This is a genomic window from Streptomyces sp. NPDC033221 (genome assembly GCF_055577005.1).
Window position 1 is genome coordinate 19021 of sequence record NZ_JBVIQN010000010.1, and the last position, 13128, is coordinate 32148.

11 protein-coding genes are annotated in these 13128 nt (G+C 73.9%); 1 reads left to right on the plus strand and 10 read right to left on the minus strand.

The features are described 5' to 3' along the window. Positions 1-10: 10 nt before the first annotated feature. From ACZ53K_RS15385 to ACZ53K_RS15430, 10 genes are all read right to left on the minus strand, one after another. On the minus strand, positions 11-1126 hold the full coding sequence (locus ACZ53K_RS15385; protein WP_468836014.1) for an iron-containing redox enzyme family protein: 1116 nt from the start codon (positions 1124-1126) through the stop codon (positions 11-13). Further along, on the minus strand, positions 1127-2128 hold the full coding sequence (gene sbnA, locus ACZ53K_RS15390; protein WP_468836016.1) for a 2,3-diaminopropionate biosynthesis protein SbnA: 1002 nt from the start codon (positions 2126-2128) through the stop codon (positions 1127-1129). Next, positions 2125-3762: an FAD-dependent oxidoreductase gene (locus tag ACZ53K_RS15395; protein ID WP_468836019.1), complete on the minus strand. Its 1638-nt coding sequence runs from the start codon at positions 3760-3762 to the stop codon at positions 2125-2127. Before ACZ53K_RS15395 ends, sbnA begins: the two co-directional genes overlap by 4 nt. After that, the gene (locus tag ACZ53K_RS15400) at positions 3759-5261 is read right to left on the minus strand and encodes a GMC family oxidoreductase N-terminal domain-containing protein (RefSeq protein ID WP_468836021.1); all 1503 of its coding nucleotides are present in this window, start codon (positions 5259-5261) and stop codon (positions 3759-3761) included. The genes ACZ53K_RS15395 and ACZ53K_RS15400 overlap by 4 nt, the downstream gene beginning before the upstream one ends. Then, positions 5258-5593, minus strand: coding sequence for a hypothetical protein (locus ACZ53K_RS15405; protein WP_468836024.1), 336 nt, complete (start codon positions 5591-5593; stop codon positions 5258-5260). The genes ACZ53K_RS15400 and ACZ53K_RS15405 overlap by 4 nt, the downstream gene beginning before the upstream one ends. Beyond that, on the minus strand, positions 5590-7092 hold the full coding sequence (locus tag ACZ53K_RS15410; RefSeq protein WP_468836027.1) for an aspartate aminotransferase family protein: 1503 nt from the start codon (positions 7090-7092) through the stop codon (positions 5590-5592). The genes ACZ53K_RS15405 and ACZ53K_RS15410 overlap by 4 nt, the downstream gene beginning before the upstream one ends. After that, the gene (locus ACZ53K_RS15415) at positions 7085-8524 is read right to left on the minus strand and encodes an NAD(P)/FAD-dependent oxidoreductase (RefSeq protein ID WP_468836029.1); all 1440 of its coding nucleotides are present in this window, start codon (positions 8522-8524) and stop codon (positions 7085-7087) included. Before ACZ53K_RS15415 ends, ACZ53K_RS15410 begins: the two co-directional genes overlap by 8 nt. Further along, positions 8521-9531, minus strand: a complete 1011-nt coding sequence (locus ACZ53K_RS15420; RefSeq protein ID WP_468836032.1) for a glycosyltransferase family 2 protein — start codon at positions 9529-9531, stop codon at positions 8521-8523. Before ACZ53K_RS15420 ends, ACZ53K_RS15415 begins: the two co-directional genes overlap by 4 nt. Positions 9532-9614: 83 nt before the next feature. Further along, the gene (locus ACZ53K_RS15425) at positions 9615-10850 is read right to left on the minus strand and encodes a DegT/DnrJ/EryC1/StrS family aminotransferase (RefSeq protein WP_468836034.1); all 1236 of its coding nucleotides are present in this window, start codon (positions 10848-10850) and stop codon (positions 9615-9617) included. A gap of 108 nt (positions 10851-10958) precedes the next feature. Next, complete coding sequence (locus ACZ53K_RS15430; RefSeq protein WP_468836036.1) at positions 10959-12245, minus strand: GNAT family N-acetyltransferase; 1287 nt, start codon at positions 12243-12245, stop codon at positions 10959-10961. A gap of 494 nt (positions 12246-12739) precedes the next feature. On the opposite strand from ACZ53K_RS15430, the gene ACZ53K_RS15435 reads away from it, so the two are divergent. Next, the gene (locus tag ACZ53K_RS15435; protein WP_468836038.1) at positions 12740-13051 is read left to right on the plus strand and encodes a hypothetical protein; all 312 of its coding nucleotides are present in this window, start codon (positions 12740-12742) and stop codon (positions 13049-13051) included. Positions 13052-13128: the final 77 nt, after the last annotated feature.

Consider the following 13128-nt stretch of genomic DNA (forward strand, 5'->3'; position numbering starts at 1 on the left):
GCGGCGGGCCTCAGTGGTCCTGGGGCCGCGGTGCGCGTGCGCTCCGCGGGCCCATGGTCTCCAAGTGACGCCGGATGCGGTCGTACTGCCGGACACCCGTGTCGACCGCGAGATGGGCGCCGTACAGGGCGGCCCGCACCTCCCGGGGTGTGAGGCGGGGGCGCTGGGCGCGCAGCCCGTCGCACAGTTCCCGGCTGTGACGGGGGTCGATGCGGGTGTGGGCGGAGTAGTAGACGCGCATGTCGTCGTCGTGGATGCCCACCCGCGTCATTCCCTCCAGGAGGAGGGTGAAGTGCGGTTCGACCCAGCTTTCGAAGACGAGGAAGCAGCCGTACGCGGCCTGGACGCGTGCCGGGCGCAGCAGTAGCGCGGCGAAGAGGTTGGAGGTCGGCTTCGCGAACCAGGGGTGGCCGTGGCGGTAGCGGGCCAGCGCCTCCCAGCCGGCGGGGGAGCCGAGCTGGCGGCGCAGCCAGTACGTGTGGAAGTTCTCCAGCCGGCCGCGTCCGCACTCGTCCCACAGGTTGGCCGCCGCGACGGCCTTCTGGTGTCCCTGGAGGCCGACGACGAGCAGGGCGACCTCGTCGTCCACGACCTCGTTGCGGATGAGTTCGCAGCGCAGGAAGTACTCGATCTGTTCGCGGGAGGCGTCGGTGGCGAGGAAGCGGAAGAGGGGGTGGGAGGCGCCGGGGTTGTGGGCGGCCAGGGCTTCCAGGTGGTCGGCGGCGGCTTCCTGGGCGCGCAGGTCGGGTACCGGCGCCGGGGAGGTTCCGTACGTCAGGAACTCGTGCTCCAGCCGGGTGCGCGCCGCGTACAGCGCGATCTCCAGTTCGTCGTCGGGGGCGTGTGCCGCCGGGCCGTCGCGGTAGCCGAAGGAGTGGGCGTAGAGGGTGGCCAGGTGGTCGTGGAGGAAGCGGCCGTGGGCCTCGGGGTCGGTGCGCAGCCGGGCGAGCCAGGCGGCCTGGGCGGGCGGGGGAGCGGCCAGGAAGCGGACGAGCGCGGGGTCCAGGGTGCCGAAGGGGTGGACGGGCGGCCAGTACAGGTCCTGGAGGCTCCCGGTGCCCTCCGCGGCTTCGGGGGAACGCGGGCGGCCGGGGGCCGGGGCGGTGTTCACGGCGGGCGGGATCATTCAACGCACCTCCTCTGGGGTGGCGTACGTGGCGTCGGGCGACCGGGAGCGGCCGGCCGCCGCGGCGCCGAAGTGCTCGGTGACCCAGGCGTCGTCGTACACGGTGTCCAGGTAGCGGTCCCCGAGGTCGGCGGAGAGCGCCACCACGCGGGCGCCCGGCGGGATGCCGGGCGCCAGCCGCAGGACGGCGCTTAGCACGGAGCCGGTGGAGCCGCCGACGGCCAGGCCGTGGGAGCGGGCGAGGCGGCGGCACATCCGTACGGCGTCCCGTTCCGGTACGGACACGACGCGGTGTACGGCGCGCGGGCGGCAGATCTCCGGTACCCGGCTGGTGCCCAGACCCGGGATGCGGCGGGTGCCGGGCGGGCCGCCGAAGGTCACCGAGCCCTCGGCGTCCACGGCGACGACCGTGGTCCGGGGCGAGCAGCGGCGGAAGTACGCGGCGCAGCCCATCACGGTGCCGGTGGTGCCGGCGCCGACGAAAAGGTGGTCCACGGCGCGGATCTCGCGCAGTACGGCGGCGGCGGTGCGGGCCGCGTGGACGGCCGGGTTGGCGGCGTTGGCGTACTGGTTGAGCCAGGTCAGGGACGGGTCGAGGTCCAGGGCGCTGCGGATCAGGGCGATCCGGCTGCCGAGGTAGCCGCCGTTGCCGTCGGGGGTGTCCACGACGCAGACGTGCGCGCCGAACGCGCGCATCAGCGCGACGCTCTGCCGCGGTACGTGCGGGTCGGTGACGCAGGTGAAGGTGTAGCCCTTGGCCGCGCAGACGGCGCTCAGGGCGATGCCGAGGTTGCCGGAGGAGGATTCGATCAGGGAGCCGCCGGGGCGCAGCAGTCCGCGGCGTTCGGCGTCCTCGACCAGGCCGGTGGCGGTCTTGAGCTTGACCGAGCCGGCCGGGTTGAGGCCTTCCAGCTTGAGGAAGAGTTCGGCGTGCGGCAGCAGGCCGTCCAGGCGCAGGAAGACGTCGTCGGTGATCAGTTCGTAGGCGTGGTCGACGATCATGGGGACGCGGTCCCTCCGTCCCCCGGGCCGCCGGCCCCCGAGCCGCCATCCGCGTGCCCCGCCACTCCCGGCGCGATCCGCAGCGCGTTGGCGGCGATCGTCAGCGCCGGGTTGACCGCCGCCGAGGACGGGAACCAGGAGCTGTCCGCGACCCACAGATTGCCCAGTTCGTGCGCCTTGCACCCGGGGTCGACGACGCTGGTCGCCGGGTCGTCCCCGGCCACCGCGGTGCCGCACTGGTGCGAGTTGACCGCGATGCCCATGCGCCGGGTGCGGACCAGGGGGAAGCCCGCCCGGCGCATCATCCGCGCGGCGCGGCGGGTGAGTTCGCGGTGCGGCGGCAGGTTCACCGGGCGCCAGTGCACCTCGACCCGGCTCCCGGTGCCGACGGCCACCCGGTTCTCCGGCACCGGCAGGTCCTCGCTGGTGAGGTACAGGTCGATGCTGCGCCGGGTGGCGGCGGCGAGCAGCGGGCGCGGCGTCCGGGGCCACAGGCCGCCCGCCGACGGGGGGCGGAGTTTGCCCAGGGCCTGGATGTTGCCCAGCGGGCCGTGCGCGCCGTTGCCCAGGTACCAGTCGTTGACGCCCAGCGTCTTCTGGAACATCGCGTCGTTGGCGCGGCGCGGGTCGACGGCCATGAGGAAGGTGCTGTTGTGCACCATGTAGTTGCGTCCGGCCTGGCCGGAGCCGTTGGCCAGGCCGGAGGTCCGTACCGGTCCCGTACGTAACGAGCCGGGCTCCGAACGCAACAGCAGGGCTGCCGTGTTGACCGCACCGCAGGCCAGGACGAACCGGTCGGCGCGGATACGCAGCTCACCGCCCTCGTACCGGGCCAGCGCCTCGGTCACCCGCCGCCCGGATGCACCGGTCACCAGCCGGGTGACCGTGGCCCGGGTGAGCAGCGAGACGTTACCCGAGGCCAGCGCGGGGCGCAGCGCGCACACGTCGGCGTCGCTCTTGGCCTCGACCAGGCAGGGGAAGCCGTCGCAGGTGCCGCAGCGCAGGCACGTACCGCCTTCCCGGAGGTCGACGCCGGTGGGCAGGGCGAACGGCGTCAGGCCCTGGTCGCGCAGCGACTCGGCCAGGGCGGCGACCGCGGGTTCGTGGGGGACGGCGGGCCACGGGTAGTCACCGGAGCGCCATGGGTCGGTCGGGTCGGCGGTGCGGGTGCCGTGCACTCGGTAGAGGCGTTCGGCCCGCGCGTAGTGCGGTTCGAGCACGCCGTACGGGAACGGCCAGCCGCGCGAGACGCCCTCCGCGTGCTCCAGGGGCCCGAAGTCGGCCTCGCGGAAGCGCGGCAGGGTGGCGCCGAAGACCTTGGTGTTGCCGCCGACGTAGTAGTGCACGCCGGGGGAGAAGAACCGGCCCGTGGCGGCGTCGTACCAGGATTCGGCGTTGCGGTAGCGCGCGGCGGTGAAGACGGCGGGCGCCGACCAGTTCTGCCATTCCCGCGGCAGGAAGTCGCCGCGTTCCACGACCAGTACGCGCGCGCCGGTGCCGCGCAGGGCGTACGCCAGGGTGGCGCCGCCCATGCCGGAGCCGATGACGGCGATGTCGCAGTCGAGGACGGGCCCGGTGGGGCGGATCAGGCCGCGCGGGCGCCCGGTGGCGTCGGGGGGTGGTGTCGCTGTCACCGTGCCTCCTCGGAGGGAGCAGTGGGGGATGCGGAGAGGTGGCGGGCGACGATCTCGTGCGCGAAGGCCATGACCGTGCCCTGGGGGCTGATGCCGGCCGGTCCGGGCAGTACCGACGCGTCGCACAGCCGGAGGTTGGTGAAGCCGTACGGCCGGCCGTCCTGGTCGCACAATCCGCCGAGTGCGGGCCGTCCCATCGGGCAGGAGGCCATGGCGTGGACGGAGACCAGGCTCCACCCGCGCGGATCGGACCGGGCGGCGAACTCCTGCGCCGCGCCGTCCGAGCCCAGCGCGCCGGGGCACGGCGGGTACAGTTCCACGGCCCCCGCGCGGAACAGCAGCCGCGCTGCCCGGCCGAGCGCGTAACGCAGCAGGCCGTGGTCGTACGGGGTGATGGCGTGCCGTAACAGCCGCCCGACGCCGACGCGTTGCCGGATCGCGACGCGCCCGCTCATCCGTACCTGCACCGTGAACACGGCGACTTTCCCCAGGTCCGTCAGCAGCGCGTTGATCACCGCGGGACCGTGCCCGACGAGCGCCGCCGCCAGCGACCCGGCGCTGAGGTTGGCGGGCATCAGGTGAATGCCCAGGTCCTCGAACTCCCGTAGCTGAGCGGTGAAAATGGTCCCCCGCGCGGCGTGCACCGGGTCCGCGAAGCGGGCCACGAGCCGGAAGTTGACGTGGAACCCCATGGCGCGCCCGGCGAGGCGGCGGTGGATGCCGCTGCGCTGGAGGAGGAGGGCGCTGCCGACGGCCCCGGCGGCGAGGAAGACCGTACGCGGCCGGTAGTCGATGCGGGTGCGGCCGTCCGGGCCGCCGAGGGCCGTCACACCGTGCACGGTGCGGCCGTCGTGGCGCAGCAGCACGGCCCGCGTCCGGGGTTCGATCCGCGCGCCGTACCGCTCGGCCTCCGGGAGGTAGCTGACGAGCATGCTGCGCTTGGCGCCGCTGGGGCAGCCGGTCGGGCAGCGGTTGCGGTGGCGGCAGCCGGGTGCGGCCCGCCGGGCGGCGGCCCAGCGCCAGCCCAGGGCGTCGGCCGCGCCCGCCAGCAGCCGGGAGTCCGCGTTGCCGTCGCCGTGCGGCTGCTCGTGGACGCCGAGGCGCTCGGACACCGTGCGGACGTGCTCCGCCAGCCGGCCGGCGCGGTAGTCGGTGGTGCCCATCACCCGCGCCCAGCGTTCCAGCAGCACGTCCGGCGGTGCCCACAGGACTCCACCGTTGACGACCGTGCTGCCGCCCACGCAGCGGCCCTCGCCGTACGGGATGACCGGGCTGCCGAGGATCGGGGTGAGTCCGGCGTCGCGGTAGAGGCGGCGCAGGTTGGCGGCGGGCGCTGACGCGGCGATCTCGGCGGTGGTCGTCCGGGGGCCTTCCTCCAGGACGACGGTACGGTGACCGGCCCGTGCCAGTTCGAGTGCGGCGACCGAGCCGCCGGCGCCGGAGCCGATGACCAGGGCGTCGCAGGGGATGGTGCGGGCCGGGGCGAGGCGTGGGGTCATGTGTCCGGCTCACCGTCCAGGCCGCCGTACAGCGCGAGGGAGTCGGTGACGGCGAGGAGGCGGCCGAATCCGGGGAGCCGCGCGAGCCGGTCGTACCCGGCGGTTACGGGGCTTCCCGCCAGCGCCAGCCGGGTCGCCCGCAAGGCGACTTCGGCACCGATCCGATACGGCTTCGGCAACCGCTCCAGCGATCCGCTGACGTGCGCGGCAGCGCGCGCACCGGCGAGCGGTCCGGCGAGTGCCGGGTAGCGGGCGGCCCACAGGCCGGGCAGCCCACTCCCGTGCAGGGCCCGCGCCATCCGGCCGCCGTCGCCTGCGCGCGCGCCGTTCACCGTGCCACCGCCTGCTGCCTGGCCTCCTTGCCCCGTACGGGCACCTGCTGCGCCAGTACGTCCTTGGCGAAGCGGGCCAGCAGCCGCGCGGCCCCCTGCTCCAGCACCGAGTCCAGCGCCTGGAGGAACACCTCGACCTCGGTCTCCCCGGCGACCAGCGGCGGTGAGGCGATGAGCGGCAGGCCGTGGTTGGAACCGTAATAGGCCAGGACGCCGTAGTCGCGGTACAGGGCGGCGATGACGGCCGCGGTGATGAGCTTGCGGCGGGCCCGCGGGTCGCGGGCGAAGGAGGAGGGGATCATGCGCAGCAGCCGGTCGAGCGTGGGGGCGCCGTCGTTGAGGAACAGGCCGTGCAGCGCGCCCCTGCCGAAGGTGCCGGACACCAGGGCACGGTGGCGGGCGGCGAGGTCGGCGAGGCCGCCGCCCAGCCGTTCGCCGATCCGTACGGCGCGCTTCGGATAGTCATCCTCGACGGCGATGGCGACGGCTTCCAGCGCGGTCGCGGTCTCCTCACCGAAGCCGTAGTACGTGGTGCTGTGCAGCGTCGCGTCGGCGAGATTGTCGTACGCGGCGCGGAAGACCGGTTCGCGCGCGATGTAGCCGGAGATGGACGCCTTGCCGCCGCCGAAGGACTTCGAGGTGGTCAGGGCGTCGGGCACCAGGCCGGGGTGGCGCATGAAGTGGAAGAGCGTCCCGGTCCGTCCCCAGCCTGTGTACACCTCGTCGAAGACCAGCACGATGTCCCGTTCGGTGCACAGCCGGCGCACCTCGTACAGGAACTCCGCCGAGCACTCGCGCACGCTCGACGCGCTGAACGGCTCCAGCACCACCGCGTACACGTCACTGCTGCCGTCCCCGGTGCGGTGCCGTTCCAGGGCGAGGGCGAAGGACTCCAGGTCGTCGTAGGCGAAGTGGTCGGTGCCGGGAAGGCCCGGGTACGGGAAGCCAACCTCCGGGGAGACGGTGAGGCTGCCTGCGCCGAGGAGCTTGCCGTGGAAGGAGATGTCACTGTGCAGCACGGTGCCGCGGTGTCCCCGGTGGTACTTGTAAGCGAGTTTCACGGCTCCTTCCACCGCCTCCGCACCGGAGTTGGGGAAGTAACTGATGTCCAGGTCGCCGGGGAGCAGCCGGGCCAGGTTGTGGCTGAGCGCGGCCACATAGGGGGACAGAAAGTTCTTGTGGACCTCCATGGTGCGCCGGTCGGCGAAGCGGCGGCGCGCGGCGAGCAGCCTGGGGTGGTTGTGCCCGTGGTTCAGTACGCCGATCCCGCCGGTGAAGTCCAGGATGCGCCGCCCGTCGCGCAGGGTGATCCAGCAGCCTTCGGCGTGGTCGACCAGGTCCTGGCCGAAGCCGAAGGAACCGAGCAGCGAGACCTGGGCGCGGCTGACGTACTGCCGGTACAGGTCGTGCACCTGGCGGGCGGGCATCCGTTCGCAGTCGTCGACGGTGAACAGGGCCTGCCGGGCTTGGCGTGTCTCCTGGGCGTGGGGGTCAGTCATGCTGCGCTCCGGTCCGGTGGGTGGCGTGGGCAGGGGCGGCGGCGCCCGCGCGGCGGCCCGCCGTACGGACGCGGTCGGCGATCAGCCGCCCGGCGCGCTGCCCGCCCCGCAGCGCGTAGTTGGTGCCCCGGTCCTCGGGGAAGACCTGGGCCATCCCGGCGAGGTAGAGGCCGGGTACGGCGTTCTCGACGCCGGGCACGGTCCGCGAGTAGTGCCGGGTGATCACCGGCTGCGCGTACGCGGCACGCCAGACGTGGTGGGCGCGCACCCACTCCGTACGGAACTCCGGGAACATCCGCCGCAGGTGCGGAAGGCTGTACCGGAAGACCTCCGGGTCGCTCATCCGGTAGAGCGGGGCGTCCGCGGGCAGGTAGGTGGAGAGGTAGACCAGGTGCCGCCCGCCGTAGTGCTCCGGGGCGTCGAGGTTGGTGTGCTCGATGACGCCGACGTACGGGAAGTGCGGGTCGGTGACGTTGAGCCAGTACGTGTCGGACAGCGGCCGGTCGTTCTCCAGCACCAGGCAGAGGTTGGCCAGGTACGGGATCGCCGCGAGCCGGCGGCGCAGGGCCGGTGCGGCCGGGTGCGCGGACCGGGCGAGCAGCGCGGCGGCGGGCCCGGGCGCGCACGTCACCAGCACGCGCGGCGCGGTGATCACTTCACCGTCACACCGGACGCCGCGCACGCCCCCCGGCCCGGTCAGCACCTCCGTCACCGGGCTGCCGGTCCGTATCCGTACGCCCAGCCCGGCCAGCCGGGGCAGCCAGGCGTCCAGCAGGGCGCCGCAGCCGCCGCGCAGGTAGTGGAGCACCTCGCGGCCGGACCGGGAGCGGCTGCCGCCCCGCAGATGCAGCTTGGTCCACATCCAGGTGGCGCCGACCTCGGGCGCGTACGGGCCGAACTTGCCCTCCAGCAGCGGGCGCCACACCCGGTCGTACACCCGCCGCCCGCCCAGCCCGACCAGCCACTCCTCGGCGGTCAGCGCCTCCAGCTCACGCCAGTGCCGCACCCGGCCGGCACGCAGCACCGACCGCCCCAGACGCAGCCGGTCGGCAAGGGGCAGCGGTGCAAAACGCAGCACGTCGAGCGGGGTGGAGAGGCGGTGGATGCCGCCCGCGTAGTAGAAGCCGGTGCGGCCGTGGTGGCGCTGTACGAGGTCGGCGCGGCCGAGGCCGGCGCAGAGCCGGAAGATGTCCGTGTCGGAGGCGAACCAGTGGTGGTAGAAGCGCTCCAGCTGCCGGCCGCCGACGGTGAAGGTGCCCGCGAGGCCGCCGACGTGGTCGTCCGCCTCCAGGACCAGGCAGCGCAGCCCGGCGCGGCCGAGTTCGTGCGCGGCGGCCAGGCCGGTGAACCCGGCGCCGACGACGATGACGTCCCGGTCCGCGCCGCCGGGGCTCGTGTCCGCCACCTCCCGGCCGCCGTTCACGGCCGTCACCGCGCGCTCCCGGCGGTCCACGCCTCCGGTGACCCGGTCACGTCGGCGGCCGTCAGCTCCGCCGGTGCCGGGACGCCGGCCGCCCACCGCTGACGGACCACGTACGGCGGCCTGCCGCGCACCTCCCGGTGGACCAGCAGCAGGTACTCGCCCAGCACCCCGAGCAGCACCGCCTCGCAGCCGAAGGTCCACGCGGCCAGCGGCAGCGGGCGGCGCCGCACGGCCGAGGCCAGGGCCGTACCGCCCAGCCAGGCCAGACCGACGGCGGTGGGCACCCGGGCCGGGGCCGACGAGCAGGCGAGCAGGCCACGCCGGGACAGGCCCGCCATCTTGCGCAGCGTGTACTTCGTCCGGCCGGCGAGCCGCGGCCGCCGCCCGTACTCCAGGCTCGTCTCCGGGAAGCCCGCCCAGCACACCGAACCGCGCAGATACAGCTCGCTCTCCGGGAGGAGGGCGAGGGTGCGGACGACCTCGCGGTCCAGCAGCCGGAAGTCGCCGGTGTCGAGGGTCACCGGATGGTCGGCGACCGCCGCCAGCAGCCGGTAGAAGACGTGCGCGGTACCGGTCTTGAAGCGGCTCTCGCCCTCCCGGCCGGCGCGCCGCGCGGAGACCACCGGCCAGCCGGCGCGCCAGCGTTCGACCATGTCGGCGATGAGCCCCGGCGGGTCCTGGAGGTCCGCGTCGATGGTCACCACGGCGTCCCCGGCCGCCTCCCGCAGGCCCGCCAGGACGGCCGGCTGGTGCCCGAAATTGCGGGTCAGCCGCACCAGCCGGACCCGCGCGTCGCCCGCGGCGAGCGCCGTGAGCCGGTCCCACGTCCCGTCCCGGCTGCCGTCGTCCACGTACACGACCTCGTGCTCGCACTCCGGCAGACCGCGCAGCACGGCGCTGAGCCGGCGGTGCGTCTCCCCGATGACGGCCGCCTCGTCGAAGCACGGCACCACCACGCTGACCAGGGGCCTGGCGGCCACGGCGGTGAGCTGCGCGGGCGTTCGGGTCGCGGGCATGTCGGTCCTTCGGGTCGGTGGGAGGGGATGCGACTGGCTGGGGCGGGGGCGACGGGTCAGGGGCCGGTACGGGCTCCGGCCGGTCAGCCGAGCACTTCGCCGACCGTCTCCCGGAACCGCTCGGCGACCTCGGCGACCTCGTCCGTACCGCTGAAGACGTTCACCCCGAAGTCGGCGCCCAGATAGGTGTCCGTGGTGCCGACGGTCAGCGCCAGCGACCGGCTCAGCACGTCGTCGGTACGGGGCAGCGCGCCCGCCCGCCAGCCGTCCCGCCGCCAGGCCTCGGCGGCCGGGCGGAACGGGCACGAGGAGCCGTCCGGCGCTGCCAGCGCGGGGAGTTCGGGGATGCCGCCGTAGTAATGCTTGGGCGAGTGCAGCAGCGTCTTGGTGCCGAGCCGTTTCGCGACGGCCTCGGCGTCGGACCGCTCGTCGAAGACGTGCACCAGGAGGGTCGCGCAGTCGCCCGCCGCGTCGTGCAGCGGGCGGCGGACCAGCCCGTCCCGTTCGGGAATCTGCTCCAGCAGCTCGTCCCGCAGCCCCCGGGTACGGGCCAGCACGGCGTCCAGCCGGGTGAGCTGGGCGCGCGCGACGGCCGCCGTCAGCTCCGTCATCCGCAGGTTGAGGCCCCACAGCCGGTCGCCGGGGCCGTCCTCGCGCCGGTACGGGAACCAGCCGTGGTCGTGAAAGCCGTACGCCCGCTGGAAGACCCGCTCGTCGGCGGTGAGCAGGAAGCCGCCGTCCCCGCCCGTGATGACCTTGAACATGTTGAGCGAGAAGGCCCCCGCCTGCCCGAACGTGCCCAGCGCCTGCCCCCGGTACGTACCGCCGCACGCCTGCGCGGCGTCCTCCAGCATCAGCAGCCCGTACGCGTCCGCGATCCCCCGCAGCGCGGCCACGTCACAGGCCGCGCCGAGCATGTGCACCGGCATCAGCGCCTTCGTCCGCGGCGTGATCCGCTGCCGTACGTCGCCGGGGTCGAGGGTGAGCGAGGCGTCCACCTCGGCCAGCACCGGGGTCGCACCGCTGTACGCGACGGCGGCGAGGCACGCGCCGTACAGGTACCCGGGCACGATGATCTCGTCGCCGGGCCCGATGCCGAGCGCCGCGAGGCCCGCCAGGAGCGCGGAGGTGCCGCTGTTGACGGACAGGCAGTACGGGCTGCCCAGCCGGTGCGCCGCGGCCTGCTCGAACAGCCGGGTCTGGGTCAGGTCGCCCAGCGGGTAGGAGTGCGCGGCGGTCGTACGCGACCAGGTGTCCAGCACCTGCTGGACGTTGTCGCGCTCCTCGTCACCGAAGAAGGCGTAACCGGGTCCGGGCATGGGGGACTCCTTGGAGAACGGTGGTGGGTGACCGGCGGCTGCCGCCTGCCGCGGCCCGCCGAAGCCGTACGGCTCAATGACCGGTCGGCCGGGGACGGTTGACGGACCTCAAAAAGACATCGGACAGAACGGCGCCGGATCGTGGCGGAAGGCGGTGGAGGCGGCGCTCAGCGCGCCGGGCCGCAGCTCAGTGACCCGGCCTGCGTGCGCGAGCTGCACCAGCGAACCGCCGCCGAGCAGCACCGTGCCGACGTCACGGGCGGACAGCACCAGATCGGCCGCCGCCCCCGTCCGCACGCACTCGGCACTGCCGTCGGCCCAGGCCACGAGCCGCCAACACCCCGCGTTCCACGGGCACATCGCGTCCCGGACCTCTAGCACCACATCCACCGGCGCGCTGTACGTACGGGCGGTCAGGGCCCGGTCCAGGTCAACGGCACGGGCGTACAACTGGTCGCGCACGGTCGGCGCGGCGCTGCGCGGATCGTCGAGCAGCGCCAGCAGCGGGTCGTCGACCGGGCGGGCCGCTGCGCTGACGGCCCCCGCCAGGTCCGTGTCCAGCAGCGACCGCCATACGAAGGCGTAGGCGGCGGGGTCGCGCGCGAACACCTCCCGCACGGACAGGGAATAGCGCGGACGGGACCGCTCCCAGGCGGGCCGCATCCGGTACAGCGCGTACCCGCGCGGCTCGCCGCCCGGGCCCGACGCCACCATGCACAGCAGCCGGCCCGCACCCTGCCGGGTCTCCGGCTCGTCCTCGACAGCGCGACGCAGCCAGGCCGCGTCCCTGTGCAGCAGGCCCGGGCGCTGCGGCAGACAGGCCCGGTACACGTCCGCCACGGCAGCGAGGGCATCCTCGGGCGACACGACATCCAGCGTCAGCCCGGCGGGCGGCGCCTCCTCGGAGAACGCCCGCGCCTCGGCCGGCACACACACCTCGACCACCTGGGAAGCCAGCCCGAACCCGAACCGTCCGTAGATCCCGGGCTCGGTCGAGTGCAGGACCGCGACCGGCTCGGCGCGCTCCTCGTGCAGCGCGGTGAGCGCCTGCCGCAGCAGCTCGCGCATCAGCCCCCGGCGGCGGTGCGGCGGCGCCACCGCCACATACCCGATCCCGGCCACCGGAGCCGGGCCGCCCGGCAGCGTCATCTCCAGCGCGTATCCGGCGAGGGTGGCGCACGGGCGCCCGCCGTAACACGCGACCAGCGAACGCTTCGGTTCGAAGAGGGCGCCGACCACGGCACTGTGGGCCGGGGAGTGCGGATGCCCGCCGTACGCGAGATCGATCACCTCGCCGAATTCCGCCCATTCCGCGGCGGTACGGAAGGTGTAACCCGCGGCCCGGCCACCACCCGGCCCCGTCGACGCGCCCCGCGGCGCCCGCCCATCCGCCATCTTCCCCACTTCCCTCTCCAAAGCCCGTCATCGGCCTCGTGCCCGGGAAGAGGTGCGGCGAGCGCGGCGCGTAAAGGTCGTCGGCGTTCGACGCAGAGGCCGTATCGGCTGCTCCGGTGCGGCGGTGTACGCCGCGGAACCGGAGAGTTTGTGATCGCGAGGCCCGGATCGCGAATTCCTCATGCGTCGGCCGTACCGGGGCCGCCGGAAATGGCTGGGTCCTAGATTTGTGAGGCGGCCGGAAGCTGTCAACCCTCCCGTACCCTCCCGAAAAAAGAATCATGAACCCTACCGCCCGGCCCGGCTACGCCCGCCCCGCCGCCCGGTCAACCCTCCATTCCGGCCACCGGCCCCGGGCCCGGGCCCACTCCCCACATCTGGCCAACGTTGTCGAACAGCCTTGCCCATGGCCGACGCCCGGGCCCAGACTGCCCTAGCCGCCGATCAATGGATCGCCGGTTCGCATTCCTACGAGAACGCGACAGGAGCAAGCAATGCTGAACGGCAAGTTCCTTTCCGGCAGGACCGCCCCCGGCGAAGGCTGGCAGAACTACCCGGACCGCAATGGCGACGGCGTTTACATCGACGTCGACACCAGTGCGGGGGAATTCACCGACACCCCCGCCTATATCGCGGCCCTCACCGGCGACGACCGCATGTGGATGACCACCGGCGGAAACACGGTCTACAAAGCGACCCCCACCGGCTTCCGCATCTACGTGCGCCGCGTCGACCGCCAGCCCATCGACCCCGAATACGCCGCCAAGAACGGCTGGCACATCGCCTGGATAGCCGCCGAAACGTGACTCCCGGCCCCCACCCGCCGGTCTCCGCGGAAACCCCGCGAAGACCGGCGCGCGTCGTCTGAATTCTGGGCGCCGGC